Origin of the sequence: Deinococcus psychrotolerans (assembly GCF_003860465.1) — a bacterium.
Classification (GTDB): domain Bacteria; phylum Deinococcota; class Deinococci; order Deinococcales; family Deinococcaceae; genus Deinococcus; species Deinococcus psychrotolerans.
The window spans coordinates 1-13,986 of sequence record NZ_CP034184.1 but is presented as its reverse complement, the minus strand read 5'-3'; the positions used below and the strand labels follow the sequence as shown (position 1 = coordinate 13,986).

Genomic DNA, 13,986 nt, shown 5'->3' with positions numbered 1-13,986 from the left:
ACAGTCCTCGTCAGTCTAAATTCGGTGCCCACGCAGCTCAGGAGGGATTGGGCGCACAGGTGGCCACTTCAGTGTTCGCTGCAACGATCAGAGAACACCTTCTCTTGCCGTCTTGGGAAACCATGATTGCTTGGCGATCGTATAATGACACCAGCAAAAAACCGGTCCCCAGACTGTCCGTGTAATTGATCTCAGCGTTCTCGAAGCGAATCTCTGCATTGACGGCCAAGCTCTTGTCTGCCCAGCGGAACGTTACAAAACGTGAGCGCACGAATTTGCTGCGCCAGTCCAGTCGGTAGCTACCGGGGCTGGGAAAGTTGAGTCGCTCAGCGTCAGATTTAAGAGTGACATCAAACGGGAGAGTGTCCGCATCAATACGGATAGTGACGGCTCGGCTTGAAGTCACGCTGAAGATCAAGCGTCCCGAAGCATCGGTCACGCCTTTGAACTGACCGTCTGCAAAAACTTTCAGCGTCGGTAGCCCGGTTTCAAGAATCACAAAGGCCCCATACAAGTTGCCTTGGCTGAACTGAATCCCACTTGGTAATAGGTAGGTGGTGCCCTGCACAGCAACGTTGCCCCAGCCGTCGGTACTGAGCGACGCGTCGACCTTCACTTTATCGGCATAGTGCAAGTTGAGCGACGCGCCGCCTGTCTTGGCCGAAACGCTGAGCTGAGTCGTGGGATTCAGCTGGTACTGGGCCGTCAGAGAACCAGTGGCACCGCCGCTGCTGATGCTCCCACTGCTTCTGAGAGTCAGGGCCTTGTCCGGGTGATAGTCCACAGATAATCCAACGCGCAGGGCGTCTCGGCGCACTGTCAAAGCAGGACTCAAGGTCAGTGCAGGCAAGACGCGGAGATTGCCTTGTAATGTCGAAGTTAGGTTGGAAGGGCCACCGATCATAGATATGCCCCACTGCACGTCATAGTTCTGCGCCCTGTAGGCAAGTGAGGTAGCGAACCGTGTCTGGGTCACGTCATTGGCTGGCACGGCCGCCGATGCGGTGACCGTGAAAGGCGCAGCGAGCAGCCAAGCGCTTCCCACGACGCTGAACGGCTGATTCTGCTGGGAGTCGTACGCCATCCCGACGCTGAACGACCGCGTAGGGTTTGGACTGATTACCGTTCTGACCTGTGCCTGGAAGGCTGTTCCGATGACCCGACCAGTGCCTTCTACATTCACCAGCGGAGACAGGCTATATCGTCCCCTGGTGCCAAGGTAAGGGGTGGTGTTCAAGAACCCCGCGTCGAGCGAGAGCTCATAACTGCCTGGTGGTTTGCCGGGGAACAGATAATCCTGAACGACGGTGCGGGTACCGGTCTCGTCCCGGATCTCCACCTCGATCCGGCCTTGGTTGTTGTGCAGCGGCAGATCGCGTAGCGTTACTGGTCCTGCCATCACGTCATATTCTGCGATCAGGAGGCCGTCAACACGGACACGTAGGTGCGCCTGGAACGGCAGATCAATGGTTAACGCTGGCCAGACTTGCAGCGGCATATTCGACAGCTGTAACCGGGCTCCGGTGAAGAGGAATGCATTTAAGCTGGAGAATGCAGTAGAAGCAGCGTATGAAACGTCGCCCGTGTAGCCGACGTTGTAGGCCAACTGAACAGAAGACGTCGCGGAGACATTCAACCCCACCTGCGCGGAGGGCACCCACCGGATACGGCTTGCCGTGACGTCTGCTGCCGTGCCTACGGACGCAGACCATGGCCCATTGACGTAATGGGCGCGGACTGCTCCACGAAAACTGGGGGAGGTACTCAAGTTGCCCGACATCCCCGCCGCATAATCGACGGAGAACAGCGGTGTGGTCGCCGCTGACGGCTCAAGCGGCTCTACCACCGTGAGCGAATGGCCCGCCAGTGCCCGAGGGGCGGGCTGGAAAGTGAGCGTGAGCCGTTCGGTGTTGATTGTTGGGGAGAAGCTAGGAAGGAGGTGGACGTACCGTGCGAGACCGCAGTCAACCTCGGCGTCAAAGTATGCCTTCTCTTCCGGACGCAATGCTTTGGGATCCAGCCAGACGTCCTGTCCCACCAGGTGAGTGAGGAAGGTGCCACGGTTGGTGGCACCGACGTGGATCTCGAGCAAGGTCTCATCCGCCGTGCAGACCTGCGTTCCATTGGATGACATAGAAATGGACGGGAGAGCAGGGGTAGGAGGGGCTGCAGCGCTCTGAGCGGCTGCCAGGTTTGCGAGCAGACCTAGCGTGAGGCTAAGGAGTCTGGAGGCCAAGCCGCTCATGCTTCTCCTGACCTTGATCGGTATATGAGACAGACAGGCCGTCTTGGGGGTAGTCATGCAGTGGCAATGGCAGTGTCACGGTCGAACCGGCAAGCACATACGTCCCGCCGACCGGAACCTTTTCGCCTCCGTGTGTGACACTGCTGTTCCTGAGCGATGCGGCTGCTGTGCCGTCATTTGTCCAGCGGAGAACCAAGCCATCTGGGGTTTGTTCCAGTCGCGGGCGCAGGTGGGCGACCGCGCCAGGCACCGTCACGAACAAGGGCAAACTGAAGGCGTAGCGCGTCGTGATACTGCCGCTGACTGTGGCGGCGTTAGCAGTGGAGATCAGAGGAGTGGACTTTGGCGTTCCAGTTAGCACCACCCGGTAGGTGGCCTCGGGTAAGCTGCCGCGCGTGCGCAATCCGACGCGGATGGTCTGGGTGCGGCCAGGTTCCAAGACGAAGCGGGGCGGGTTGGTCAGCACCTCCGGCGTCAGTTCGAGTACGTCCTTGCCGTCTTGCTGGCTCCAGCGCATGACCTCAACTGTAAACTCGACCGGAACGGTGTCTTTGTTCTGAACGCTGGTTGAAGCGTTCAGGGTTCGGATTGGATTGATATTCAGCAGGGTGGGGGTAAAGACCAGGTTCACGGCCTGAACATGTCCGAATGACAGGAGGCTCAGGGTGAAACAGATACCGACGCGTCGGAAGGGATTCATCAAAACCTCGGTGCGGTGTGCCAGCAAACAGAGGCGCGGTGTCATCGCCGCGCCTCAAAGGGGATGGAGGTTAGAAGTCGACGCTGACGGTAACGATACCTGCATAGTCAGCGTTAGGGACAGTCCACTGGTCGGTACGTGCCGAGGCACTGACAGTGTAGACGCGGCTGTCTGAGCCGTAATACTGGCTGCCGGGATCACCGGCGTAAGCCTCGACTGCCGAAACGGCAAGGTCGACACTGAGAACTGCACTACTGCCGTCCACACGGTTGAGCACGTCGGGCTTGGTCACAGTGACGGTAGGCGACTGGGCGTTGATACTTCCGAAGTTGCAATGGAGCGTCCCGGTCGAGCCGCCCATCTGGTCGCTGACCCCGTTGGCCGCAGTGTAATGGAACGTCAGCGGAACGGCGTCGCCCTCAAAAACGCAGCTGGGATCCACAGTTGCCGTTACTGGGATTTCTTGGGTCACGTTACCTGCCATGGCGGTGGAAGCAAGTGAAATCAGGGCGGCGCTGATAAAAAGAAGTTTCTTCATATTCATCTCCTTAGAACTGTTGGCTGATTCGATTTTTTACTCATGAGAGAGAAAGGGGACACTGAGCGTTCATGTCCGGTAGGTAAGGTCATCTTGGCTGTTCGGGATGTAGAGGGTATTTGATCTGTTCGGATGCCGGGTTCCGAAAAGTCGAAGTGGGGAGGCAGCCAGCGGGCGCTCCTACCGTAACCTGCTTAAGCTGATCAGCAAGTAAATATGCGTTGGGCTTTGAGGAAAGCGTGGGATCCTCACATGGGCATCGTAAAAGCCCCTGCGTTATTGGAGCGTTATGCCGTTGGGGGGGGTGCGAGGGCGTCCAGAAAGCCAGGAGGGGACAGAGCGATAAGTTGACGGTACAGGTCGTTGGCTTGTGTGCTCCACGCTGGATCTGTGACTGACAGGGCCCGCGCCGTGTGGTACTGCACGTCCAGCATTCCGCCTGCTTGGGCGAGTTGGACGGCTTCCAGCAGGTCGAACTTGGCGTCTGCTGCGCTGCGTAACGGTGCCCGGAGGAGTAAGCCTCGCGCCAGCAATTCCTCCATCTGGCACGTACGGGCTTGCCGGACCATCTCGTCGGCGAGGTTGGCGGCCTGCTCGTCCCTGCCTCCCAGAGTGGCCACCAGTACCAGCGCCTGATTGGCTACTATTTGCGTCAGCGGCACCTGAATGTGAACCGACAAGTCGCGTACGCGCTGAGCCCCGTGTTCCGCCTCAGCGCGTTGTCCCAAAAGCGCGTGAGCCGAGGTGAGGCCACTGAGCGCCAAAGAGAGCCGCACCGGATCACCAACCTCTTGAGCGAGGACAACGGCCTGGGTCAGCAGCGCTGCCGCCTCCTTATACTGTCCGGCGTAAATTGCCAGCAGACCACGTCGGTGCCACAGATCTACAAGGGGCGGTGGGTATGCGCCGAGCACCGGCTCAGCCGCGTCCAGTTCTTGCAACGCCTTGCTGTAACGGCCCTGACTGATGGATACCAGCGCTTGGTGAATCTGCCGAACCCCCACATCGAACGGCGAGCCCGGAGGGGTCATCGGCAGGGCCAGGATCGCCTCGGCTTCCGCGAGCCGTCCCAGCGCCCAATATGTCCAGCCCAGATTTCCGGCGTACCATGCCGGGTCAGGTTGGCGCGCCGCTGATGGGGTGACCAGCTGGAAGGACTCGTATAACTGGGCCGCTTCATCCAGCCGTCCGGCCATCCAGAGGAGCAGCGCATGCTCATTGGTAATCTCGGTTCGCCCCGGTGCGAGGATCTGCGCCGTGAGAATCGCGTCTTCCGCCGCCGCGTACTGTCCAGCGCGCAGATGTACCGCGAACCGGACGCGCCACAACTCAGCCTGCTCGGGCTGCGTCAGGATGCTGCTGGCCAGATCGGTAGCCCGGATGATCTGACCCAGGGCGTCGTCCAGTCGGCCACACAACCGGTAGAGTTCTGCTAGAGCAGCGGATACCTCCACTTCCCGGTGGGCGTTCGGGGCGGCGAGTAGTGCGGCGAGCATCGCCTGCTCTGCTCCTGGCGGATCATGGCCGCGTAGGGCCATTCCAAGACCGTACTGAGCGTCTGCGACGCTGCCCTGCCCTCCAGTAGTGAGGGCATGCCGGAAGTCCAAGGCGGCGTCCGCCCAGGCACCACGGCCCAGCGCCACCCAACCGGCCCTGACCCAGTGAGGTGCGGCGCTGGACGGCTGACCGGCGGCCTCCCAGTGAAGTGCCAGGTGTTCAGGTGCAGTGGCCTTTGGGTAAGACCCACTCCGGTTTTGTAGGTGCGAGGCAATGCTGGCGTGCAGGAGCGCCCGTACCGGAAGCGGCACACCCTGGCGAGCTGCCTGCGCGATCATGTCGTGCGCGAAGCTCGAGCCGCTCATGATCTGCGCGGCCTCCAGTTCTGCCCAAGGTTGCACGAGATCGAGCGGGTGAAGGTCCATTACCTGAGCCGCGAGTTGCGCGTCGAACTCTGAGCCGGCCACAGCGGCTACGCGGGCCAGTCGCAGTGCCGGAACCGAAACACGCTCCAAGCGGCGGCGCAGCAGCGGTTCCAGTTGCGGCGGCAACGGCAGCGCCTGTGGATTGCGCTCATACGCTGCAAAGTCACCGGCATCCATCAGACTGCGCAACGTCTCCAGCACAAACAGTGGGTTTCCTCCAGTGTGCCGCCAGAGTGCTTCCATCATGGACGACTCCGCCACCGACCCTGACTCGGCTCCACGATGCTTCAAGAAGGCACGGGTGAGAGTACCGACCCCCAATTCATGCAGGGGTTGAAGATTGATGTTCAGGGCTGCCCCGCCGTCCATCAGCCGCTCGAGGGTCTCCAGCCGCGAAAACGAGAGTTCGCCTTGCCGGAATGTGATGCCCACCCGCACGCCCAGCGCTCGCCATTCAGGCTGCGAGAAGATGAACATCCATGCTTCCCAGCTGCGCTCATCCGTCCACTGATGATCATCCAGCAAAAGACTGCCAGCCCCGCCCGTGCCGCTTCCTTCCTGCATGCTCAGCGCAAGCGGTAGAAGGGCGGTGACCAGCCGGGTCATCGCTTCTAGGAAGCGGCGTTGCGCCGCCGCTGAGCTCAGCAGTCCCGCCCTCGATTCCTCAGGCCACAGGTCTGGCAATAGGTGCGCGGCCTCGGCACGCACCCAATCTTCGAGCGGTTCGGACGTGGAAGCAGGGTAGAGCAGTGCAGCGTCCTGGTGTGCTTTTAGGAGTCTCCGTGCCAGCCGACCCAGTGCCAAGTAGGGCACAGTTTCGTCATTTGGACGTGATTCCAGACAGAGCGCCGCGCCGCGCGTACGCAAAATCTCCAGCAGCAGCCGTGTCTTCCCTATTCCTGGTGGGCCGCTCACCATAACGATTTGCCCTGCGTCTAGAGCCGCATTCAATCGCGCCGATTCCGCGTCACGGCCTATCAGCGGAGGCTGCCAGGGGGGCGGATTCTGCGCCTCGCCCGCCGCCCCAGCTTGCCGAATCCGGTCGGCCAGCACGAGTGTTTCTGGCAGTGGAGATACTCCCAATTCCTGTTTGAGAACCTCACGACAGGTGCGAAAGGCAGCCAACGCTGCGGCACGGTCTCCTAGACCTACGTGTAAAGTCATGATCAACCGGTACACAGGTTCGGATAGCGGGTCGAGTTCAAGCAGACGCGTTGCCACCCGCATAGCGCTGCTCAGATCTCCTCCATCCTGGTAGGTACGGCACCGTTTCCACAGAGCATCGTGGAGTAGTGTTTTGTGATGTTCCCTTTCGGCCAGCAACCACTCCTCGAACGCAGGACAGTCACTGAAATCCTTGTTGGCCAGTAGCTTGTCCTCTCCAGTCAGCCCTTCTAGATCACGTCCCTCAAGCGTGGCAAGTCTGAACTGTATGACGTCCGTGTGGACGTGGCTGGCCAGCGTTAGCAGCCCGTTATCCACTACCAGTTCTGTGCCGTAAGTGCGTAGTCGCCAAAGCGTCTGACGCAGGTTGGTGCGCGCTGATCTGTCAGGCACATTGGGCCACAGCAGATCCGCTACCTGCTCGCGTGTTACTTGACTTTCCAAGCACACATACGCCAAGACTCCCGCCGCTTTGCGCTCCAACTGCCGAACCCGGCCATCCACCACGAGTGATGGAACACCCAAGAGCTGTAGGGTGACATCAGGCGCGGTGAATTGCACCACCCCAGTATATGAGTATGAGTCCCGCCGAAGAAAGCTGATCTCCCACCTGAGAGCGGTGTTGCTGACTCTATTAAATTGAAAGGGTAAAGGGCTGAGACGGGTCTTTCTAGAGTTTTGTGGCCTTGCGATCACGTCCAGACGCACCTTTGTGGTTCACTTCAAAACGATCCAAGCGAGGCTAACGATTCTCTTCCCGGCGATATTGGCGCTGTCCAGAACGTAGGAGAACAGGGGCAGGCGGAGTGCGGGGCGTTTGGGCTTGCTCACGCGTCTACACGCTTCACAGAGGCAAAATCGCTGCTGTTTCTGGACACTCTGACGCTGCCGTTGCAGTCGTCGTAAAGCTCGATGAAGCTGTCCATGACGGCTTCAGCCTTGTAGTTCTCACTGAACCTCTTGGCCCACCTGAAATTGACTCGGGGCCGCGTGAATTGGGATGCTGACGGTTAAGCTTGATGCTTGGACTTCCCGGTCCAACAGGTCGCGCAGCATGGTCGGCACCTTGAAGCCCAGCCATGACGCTTCCGTCTGGGTCTGCCCCAGCAGTTCCTGCGCCCGTTTGAGCGGCACGCCGTACCAGTGGGCGCGGTCGGCGAGGCCGGCGGGACTGCCGATCAGCTCCGCGGGCATCCGTGCGCCGAAGATCCGGTGCAGCAGGTCTTTGGTGTCCCGGAAGACGTCCGCCGCCGCGCACAGAACCTGCTCAGGGCGGGGGACGGGACCGATTGCGGAACCAGTGGTGACCGATGATTCCAGGTGCTGTGGTTCTTCATTTTCCTGAGAGCGAGAGCCAGCAGGCGGGGCCAGTTCTCCCAACTTGTCCGCTTGCTGTGGACAGATTGTCTGGTTGTACCGCCTGATAGGCGCGTAGATTGACCAGTCGTGCGCGGCAACCGGGTAGATTATCCGGTGGTGGGAGATTCGGGCTGCAGGGCCGCCCTGGGAGCCTGAAGCCAGAGTTCGTCAGTGGTTCTCGATTCGTTCCGGCGGTGACGCTCCACCCGCGTCAAATACCCTTCTGCTTCCAGAACTCCAAGGTGACGGCGGACGCTGCGTTCATCTTGCCCAGTCATCACGGCCAGCGTGTCCACGCCGGGGAAAGCGCGGCCTTCGGCGTCGGCGAAGTTGGCGACCGCGACGAGGACGAATTTGCGGCCGGCGGGCTGGACGGGCTGGGTGTAGGCTCATTTCGTAGCATAGATGCTCACGCGCCGCTCCGGGGAAAAAGATTCTCGTCAGGTGAGTTGTCTAGATTCTCAGAGTGAAACTTTTTGTGTGGATTTTGGCGCTGGTGAAGTCCTTCAGCGCGCGTCATCCGCTTCCGAAGGTCATGACGGAGCCGCTGGACTCGCCGTTGCAATGCCTGGCGCTGGCCCGACTGAAGTACGGCGCTGCCGTGGATGAGTTCAGTGCGCTCTACACCCTGTATGCCAATGGCGAGCTGACGCCAGGGCAGTACTGGCAGGCGAAGAAAGTCCTGCTCGAACGCGAAGTTACCCGGCAGACCTTGCACAGCTAGTCTGAGGGCGTTCATTTCGCTGCCCCAGGCTAGCGCCGTAGCACGCGGAGCAGCAAGTCCCAACTGCTGCCACTGGGCCAGCTCCGGCGTGACAATGTCAGGGAGTTGATCGGAGTTGATGACGTTGTCGCTGGGCATCACGCGGGTCATTTCCTGAGCCTCCAGGCGAGCCGCTCGAGCACGCCAGCGAGCCTAAAAGCGGTTCGCTTGAGCAGGTCGGCGAGTCTGGGCGTGATGAGCCAGCCTGGCGTGCAGCTCTGGAGCGGCTCTGTGACCGGGTCGGGCCAGCCAAGCGCGGCAGCGATGCTGTGTGCTTCTGCCTGAGTCGCGGCCTAGTCAGGGCGAAGCGGTTCGGTGCGGCGACGCGCAGCACTGCACCGCTCTCCAACTGCATCACCACTGTTTGACCTCGCTGCCGAGCGGAGCACAACGCCTCTTGGCGGATGAGTTGGAGGGTCACACTGCTCCCAAGCTGCGTTGGGTGGATAGGCGAATTCGTAGAACGTCAGGGGAAGTCTGGGCATGGGTCATCTCCAAGTTGAGTGGGATGGGATGCTGCGGATTGGTGAGCAGCCCTCCTTCCATCATGTGGGGGTTGACGGTTGGTCGCCGCCTTACCAGGGCAGGTTCAGGAGTGGGGGATTGGAGATCGCGCGCCACTCACCGTTAGGCTGCTGGTCGGTGGCGTCGTCGAGGAGCCAATGGCCGAAGCCGTGGAGGGCAGCGGCGTCTTGGGCGAGCGCGAGAAGCTGGTCATCAGGGACATTCCTCGCGGGCCACACTTCCTGGCCTGCCGCGTCGTACACGCTGAGCTGTGCGGTAGAGGTGATGACGAAGCTGTGGGCGTTCTGGCCGTGGGTGCGGCGCAGTTCGCTTTTGAGGCTCAGGTGCTGGGCAGCTGAGGCGATGGTGGCGGTGAGATCCAGTGGGGTGCGGGTGCGTTTGGGTTTCATGCCGTTGTTGGTACGCGCCGCGTGAGGGTCAAAAAAAGAGGAGTCGGCTGAGCTGCCGTGCTCCTCTCCCCTCCCCTGCTGGGGTTCAGGTATCTGGGGTGAGGACAGGCAGGCGGGACTGTTGCGCTCTGCCGAGACTGTCCTGGTTGACTTGGCCGTTCTTGTTGCGGATGACGCTGAGGTTACTGATCGGCACGGCCATGATGTACGCCGCCGTGAAGGTGGGTGCAGGGGCGAGCAGGTCGAGGGTCTGGACGGTGTAGCTGGTGCGTTTGAGCTTGCGGGTCTGGCTGAAGTCGGCGGGAGCCGTCCACCAGTGGTATCCAGCACAGGGTTCCGCTGCGGCGTGGGGCTTGCCGCAGGGACAGGTGAAGTGCTGGGTGTGCGGAGCAAGGGCGGGAGCGTTGGTGACCTTACCGGTGGGGTGAATGAGGATCAGGGTGCTCTGCGCGGTGAGCTTATTAAAGTCAGCCGTCCGGGGAATCTTGCGGCTAATCCCGATAGCCCTGGCCTCTTCAATAAAGTCAGCAGGGTGCGGGTAATGAACTGCGCCGATCAGGTCGACGATGTGCCAGACCCCCGCACGTTCGATGAGACTGACCCCCTGGGCACTCAGGCCGAGCTGGGCAGGATTGACAGCTTGCGGGTGATCAATCAGGAAACGCTCGATGGGTGCGCTCTGGGAAGAGAAGCCGCATTCGGCGTAGATATGCCCTTCCTGCCGTCCGGGGCCGCACTGCCGCGCACCGCCCGCTGCTGGCGTGATGGCCAATTCAAGTAACGTGGTCATGGTTCGCTCTCCTGAAGATCAGTGTTGAGTGGGGCACGGTTTAGCTCCGGAGGCCGAGATTGATTCGGCCCGGCTGAGTTGGAAAGACACTGACCCGCGCGGCTTGCATGGGAACGGGCGTGGTCGGTGCAGGCACTGGGGCCGGGACTGGACGTTGAGGAACGAACGCGGTGGTAGGGCGCAGGGCGTCGAGCAGCGTGTCCAGATCGATGCCTGCATGCTGAGCGAGCCGCCGCACTTCGTTGATGAGGTCACCCAACGGGTCGGTCTGAATGCTGAGGAGCGGCAAGCCCGCAAACAAGTCATCCAGGCTCCCTTGCAGGTCATTCACACGGGCCGTCTGGGTGAGCTTGAGGTCCGCGCCGGTGAATTTCTCTCCGGCATCGAGTTTGCGTTCAGCGGCGAGGATGGCCTGCGGTAGGTAATCATCGCCGAGATTGGCCAGACGCTGCGCGACCCCTTCGGCAATGCTGACGCCGACATGGATCAGGATGGTTTCGGGGAGTTTGAGGAGCTTGAGGCGCTGTTTGATGGTCTGGGCGCTGATGTGGACGTGGTGGGCGAGGTCGGTGACGCTGACGAATTGGCCGTCATTGAGGGCGACTTGCCAGCTGCGGGCTTCATCGAGGGGGTTGCTGCTGCGGGCAGCATTCAGGATGGCGCTCGCGGCGGCGATCTGGCCACGCGTGCCGTCCGTGATGAGGGCCGGAACCTCAGCGATGCCGTACTTCAGGGCGCTGCTGATGCGCCGGTCACCATCCACGATCAGGTACGGCACCGCCGGGTTGCCACTTGGTTTCAGGAGAACGCTCTGCATCACACCGAGCTGCTGAATGCTCGGAATGACCTGCATGGTGTCCGGTGGAACGATCAGGTGAACGGCAACCTGGCGGGCTTCGGTGGTGAGCGGAGCGCTGAATAAGTGGCCTTGCAGTGTGGTCATGAATGATCCTCCTTGACCCTCCCCTCTTCCCAGCTTCGCTGGGGAGGGTGGCGAACCCAAGACGGCAACTTCTCCCAACTGGGAGAGGCAGAAAATGGCCAAGGTCTATTGACCCTGTATCGCTCCTACACTTGTGTATTTGTACACAGATTTGTAAATGTACAAACGCACATGTCAAGTTGACTACAACACGACGAGCGGGCAGGGCGAGATGGCAATGATTGCAGTGACCGGTCTGAAGAGCGGTATTGCCAAGCCAATAATGCTCATCCCTCGATCTCCGCCAGCAGCAGAATGATCACATTTTTCGTATCGCTCTTACACTTGTGTATTTGTACACAGATTTGTAAATGTACAAACGTACATGTCAAGTTGACTACAACACGACGAGCGGGCAGGGCGAGATGGCAATGATTGCAGTGACCGGTCTGAAGAGCGGTATTGCCAAGCCAATAATGCTCATCCCTCAATCTCTGCCAGCAGGAGAATGATCACGTTTTTCGTATCGCTCCTACACTTGTGTATTTGTACACAGATTTGTAAATGTACAAACGTACATGTCAAGTTGACTACAACACGACGAGCGGGCAGGGCGAGATGGCAATGATTGCAGTGACCGGTCTGAAGAGCGGTATTGCCAAGCCAATAATGCTCATCCCTCAATCTCTGCCAGCAGGAGAATGATCACGTTTTTCGTATCGCTCCTACACTTGTGTATTTGTACACAGATTTGTAAATGTACAAACACACATGTCAAGTTGACTACAGTACGACGAGCGGGCAGGGCGAGATGCCCAATGGAAGAGGCCATTCAGACCTGGGCAACGACGAAAAACAAGCCAGGCCGCCCTAGGGTTGGCCTATAGAAGGTGAGCGTTGCACAGCGAGGGCAGATCACGTTCTTGATACGTCTCTCTCACCAGCGCTCTGGCTACTGAGTCGTGACTAACCGGTTTTGTACCACAGAGAGTTAGTGCCGCTCCTCGCGTACAGCTCGTAACTGCTGAATCCAGGCTGATCGAGCAGCAGGATCACGGATGACGGCGCGCATGGCAGCCTCAAGCGCCTCATCAATGTTGACCCGCCGCACGTTCAGTTCATCTGCCACGTCCAGCAGCGCGCGGCTGAGTTCGCGGTGCAAGGCAACAGGAACGCGGCCAGCCAGTGACTTGATCTCATCGCGTCCCTGTACACCTCTAGAAGCCGTTGGTTTCGGCTCTGGTAGTTCTTCCTGCCGGGTTCGCTGTAAACCTTTGAGGGCACTCGCGAGGTCACTCATCGTCGGCTCCTCCCAATGAGGTCCACAGCTTCCAGAGTCACCCGCTCATAATCATGCCAGCACTTCATTGCGATCTCGGACTTCACGTCCTTTACCAGCATGGCCGCGTTTGCAGCGTCTCTGAAAGCCTCGCTAATCCGCACGCCAGCTTTCAGGACGGGAATACCGAGTTCGACCAGCCCTTTGCGGGCCTGGATGTCTTTCATGCCGCCAGGCCGCACCATGGTCAGAAGAGCAGCGTAATTCCCGCTGGTCACGCCACCTGAGCGCAGAATTTCAGCAGTTTGGGCCACACCGTCGAGACCATTGATGTCCGGTGTGGTGGGCAACAGGGTAAGGTCAGCGGTGCGAGCAAATTCCAGCAGCTCAGTGTTGTCCGGACCGCCTTCAGTATCAAGCACAATGGCGTCATATTCTCTTGCCCTGGCGAGTGCCGTCACTGGAGCGACAGTGTACGGCAGGTGGCCGCCACGTGCCCAGGCCGTTGAGGTACGAATCCGGTCTCCGTCGGCCAAGAGCACTCGCTGTCCCGCTAAGGCCAAGCACCCAGCTACGTGAATCGCCGTTGTTGTCTTAGCAATACCGCCCTTCAGACCGACCACTGCAATCACTACCATCTCACCCTGTCCGCTTATCATATTGTACCCAACTTAACATGTACGTTTGCACATTTATAGCCTCGTACACTTGTACACAAGTGTACGAGGGCAAGTGAATGCTGATGGTATGTATTGACCCCACCAGAAATAGAGTCCTGTATGGCAACGCGCTTTTCGGGTAGGTGCCATTGCGTTGCAGACTTAACACGGGATCAGACCTTCGCGGCTGCATGACGCATCTGCCGCACTGCCAACCTTGAATGCTCGGTTGAGCACCGCAACTTTGCGCTTATACGCTGAGAGCGTTTTCTCGCCGATGTCGAGCTTCTTGCCATCAGCCGTGGGCAAGTATCCTCGGTAGCCGCGCAGGTTGAAGTACAGCTCACCGAACACCTGGCCGTGCAGCAACACGTCATAGGGCATTTCGCGTTCGCACATGGCCTTGCGGTGTGGGGCGGGCCGCAGGGTGATCACGCTTTTCGTGGTGGTGCTCATCCCTCGACTTCCGTCACCATCAGGCCGCCCTCGACCCACTTCAGGCTGAAGGCTGGGGCGAGAATGGCCGCATTGAGGTACGTTAGCGCGTCGGGTTCCTCGGCGACCAGCTGCTCGTCATCCATACCGTGAAGGCCGAGGCTGCTGCGCCATCCCCAAATCTGGGCGGCTTCGCAGACAAGTTGCCTGCCTTTGGCCTGCCCGTGCAGGCGGTCGTGCTGGCAGCCAGGTATCCATTCGAGCGGTTGTGTGAAGGCCGGAAGCAGCAAATTCAC

The 13,986-nt window shown here is 59.8% G+C and carries 13 protein-coding genes and 1 pseudogene; 1 reads left to right on the top strand and 13 read right to left on the bottom strand.

Features of this window, described 5'->3' with window-relative positions:
- Window positions 1–37: 37 nt before the first annotated feature.
- The 6 genes and pseudogenes from EHF33_RS13785 to EHF33_RS21890 form a co-directional block, all read right to left on the bottom strand.
- Window positions 38–2,092 (bottom strand): hypothetical protein, encoded by a 2,055-nt coding sequence (locus tag EHF33_RS13785; RefSeq protein WP_124873233.1) that lies wholly within the window; start codon window positions 2,090–2,092, stop codon window positions 38–40.
- A 124-nt stretch (window positions 2,093–2,216) separates the two neighbouring features.
- Window positions 2,217–2,990: a fimbrial biogenesis chaperone gene (locus tag EHF33_RS13780; RefSeq protein WP_124873231.1), complete on the bottom strand. Its 774-nt coding sequence runs from the start codon at window positions 2,988–2,990 to the stop codon at window positions 2,217–2,219.
- 25 nt (window positions 2,991–3,015) lie between these two features.
- Complete coding sequence (locus EHF33_RS13775; RefSeq protein ID WP_124873229.1) at window positions 3,016–3,483, bottom strand: hypothetical protein; 468 nt, start codon at window positions 3,481–3,483, stop codon at window positions 3,016–3,018.
- Between the two features lie 287 nt (window positions 3,484–3,770).
- A complete protein-coding gene (locus tag EHF33_RS13770) occupies window positions 3,771–6,887 on the bottom strand; it encodes an ATP-binding protein (protein WP_277425549.1) in 3,117 nt (1,038 codons plus the stop codon).
- Window positions 6,888–7,517: 630 nt separating this feature from the next.
- A complete protein-coding gene (locus EHF33_RS13765; protein WP_124873225.1) occupies window positions 7,518–7,763 on the bottom strand; it encodes a hypothetical protein in 246 nt (81 codons plus the stop codon).
- A 272-nt stretch (window positions 7,764–8,035) separates the two neighbouring features.
- Window positions 8,036–8,272, bottom strand: a pseudogene (locus EHF33_RS21890) (helix-turn-helix domain-containing protein); the annotation flags it as partial.
- 122 nt (window positions 8,273–8,394) lie between these two features.
- On the opposite strand from EHF33_RS21890, the gene EHF33_RS13755 reads away from it, so the two are divergent.
- Window positions 8,395–8,652 carry a hypothetical protein gene (locus tag EHF33_RS13755; protein WP_124873223.1) on the top strand — a complete coding sequence of 86 codons (258 nt, stop codon included), beginning with the start codon at window positions 8,395–8,397 and terminating at the stop codon, window positions 8,650–8,652.
- 614 nt (window positions 8,653–9,266) lie between these two features.
- On the opposite strand, the gene EHF33_RS13750 is transcribed toward EHF33_RS13755, so the two are convergent.
- The 7 genes from EHF33_RS13750 to EHF33_RS21340 all read right to left on the bottom strand — a co-directional run bounded on the left by EHF33_RS13750 (window position 9,267) and on the right by EHF33_RS21340 (window position 13,986).
- A complete protein-coding gene (locus EHF33_RS13750) occupies window positions 9,267–9,605 on the bottom strand; it encodes a hypothetical protein (protein WP_124873221.1) in 339 nt (112 codons plus the stop codon).
- Window positions 9,606–9,690: 85 nt separating this feature from the next.
- Window positions 9,691–10,395 carry a hypothetical protein gene (locus EHF33_RS13745; RefSeq protein ID WP_124873219.1) on the bottom strand — a complete coding sequence of 235 codons (705 nt, stop codon included), beginning with the start codon at window positions 10,393–10,395 and terminating at the stop codon, window positions 9,691–9,693.
- A gap of 40 nt (window positions 10,396–10,435) precedes the next feature.
- Window positions 10,436–11,338 carry a ParB/RepB/Spo0J family partition protein gene (locus EHF33_RS13740; RefSeq protein WP_124873217.1) on the bottom strand — a complete coding sequence of 301 codons (903 nt, stop codon included), beginning with the start codon at window positions 11,336–11,338 and terminating at the stop codon, window positions 10,436–10,438.
- A 970-nt stretch (window positions 11,339–12,308) separates the two neighbouring features.
- Window positions 12,309–12,617 (bottom strand): hypothetical protein, encoded by a 309-nt coding sequence (locus tag EHF33_RS13735; protein ID WP_124873216.1) that lies wholly within the window; start codon window positions 12,615–12,617, stop codon window positions 12,309–12,311.
- Window positions 12,614–13,234 (bottom strand): ParA family protein, encoded by a 621-nt coding sequence (locus EHF33_RS13730; protein WP_241191351.1) that lies wholly within the window; start codon window positions 13,232–13,234, stop codon window positions 12,614–12,616. Before EHF33_RS13730 ends, EHF33_RS13735 begins: the two co-directional genes overlap by 4 nt.
- Window positions 13,235–13,417: 183 nt before the next feature.
- Window positions 13,418–13,711: a hypothetical protein gene (locus EHF33_RS13725; protein WP_124873212.1), complete on the bottom strand. Its 294-nt coding sequence runs from the start codon at window positions 13,709–13,711 to the stop codon at window positions 13,418–13,420.
- The gene (locus EHF33_RS21340; RefSeq protein WP_124874024.1) at window positions 13,708–13,986 is read right to left on the bottom strand and encodes a hypothetical protein; all 279 of its coding nucleotides are present in this window, start codon (window positions 13,984–13,986) and stop codon (window positions 13,708–13,710) included. Before EHF33_RS21340 ends, EHF33_RS13725 begins: the two co-directional genes overlap by 4 nt.

Excerpts from the sequence above, each read along its gene's own strand:
- EHF33_RS13775 (WP_124873229.1), bottom strand. The coding sequence starts at position 3,483 with ATGAAGAAACTTCTTTTTATCAGCGCCGCCCTGATTTCACTTGCTTCC.
- EHF33_RS13745 (WP_124873219.1), bottom strand. The coding sequence starts at position 10,395 with ATGACCACGTTACTTGAATTGGCCATCACGCCAGCAGCGGGCGGTGCG.
- EHF33_RS13725 (WP_124873212.1), bottom strand. The coding sequence starts at position 13,711 with ATGAGCACCACCACGAAAAGCGTGATCACCCTGCGGCCCGCCCCACAC.
- EHF33_RS13730 (WP_241191351.1), bottom strand. The coding sequence starts at position 13,234 with ATGGTAGTGATTGCAGTGGTCGGTCTGAAGGGCGGTATTGCTAAGACA.
- EHF33_RS13750 (WP_124873221.1), bottom strand. The coding sequence starts at position 9,605 with ATGAAACCCAAACGCACCCGCACCCCACTGGATCTCACCGCCACCATC.
- EHF33_RS13740 (WP_124873217.1), bottom strand. The coding sequence starts at position 11,338 with ATGACCACACTGCAAGGCCACTTATTCAGCGCTCCGCTCACCACCGAA.
- EHF33_RS13765 (WP_124873225.1), bottom strand. The coding sequence starts at position 7,763 with ATGCCCGCGGAGCTGATCGGCAGTCCCGCCGGCCTCGCCGACCGCGCC.
- EHF33_RS13735 (WP_124873216.1), bottom strand. The coding sequence starts at position 12,617 with ATGAGTGACCTCGCGAGTGCCCTCAAAGGTTTACAGCGAACCCGGCAG.
- EHF33_RS13780 (WP_124873231.1), bottom strand. The coding sequence starts at position 2,990 with ATGACACCGCGCCTCTGTTTGCTGGCACACCGCACCGAGGTTTTGATG.